1 protein-coding gene is annotated in these 389 nt (G+C 73.0%); it reads right to left on the reverse strand.

What is annotated here, in order from left to right; genetic code table 11:
• Window positions 1-389 (reverse strand): PGRS repeat-containing protein (locus KIH27_RS22265; RefSeq protein ID WP_372451458.1); only part of this gene is annotated, 389 nt, incomplete at both ends.

Here is a 389-nt window from a genome sequence, read left to right on the forward strand (position 1 = left end):
CCGGTGCCGCCGGCCCCGCCGTCGCCGCCGTTGCCCCACCACTCGCCGCCGATGCCGCCGTTGCCGCCGTCGCCGCCGAGGCCACCGGCCCCGCCGTCACCGCCGTTGCCCCAGCCGCCCGCGTTGCCGCCGGCACCGCCGGCCACCCCGACCTCATCGCTGGTCCAGCCGGCGCCGCCGTCGCCGAACCACCAGCCGCCGTCACCACCGTTGGGGTCGCCTTCGGTACCGGCCACCCCGTTGCAGATCAGGCCGCAGAAGTTGTCCGGGGTGAACGGTTTGAGCATGTCGTTGATCGCGGTGTCGACCTGGATGCCGAGTGGACTGGCGATCCAGTCCTGCAGCATGCCGTGGAACGGCAGCCAGAAGTCGGTCTGGAACGAATCGGC

Origin of the sequence: Mycolicibacter acidiphilus, assembly GCF_018455725.1 — a bacterium.
Classification (GTDB): Bacteria; Actinomycetota; Actinomycetes; order Mycobacteriales; family Mycobacteriaceae; genus Mycobacterium; species Mycobacterium acidiphilum.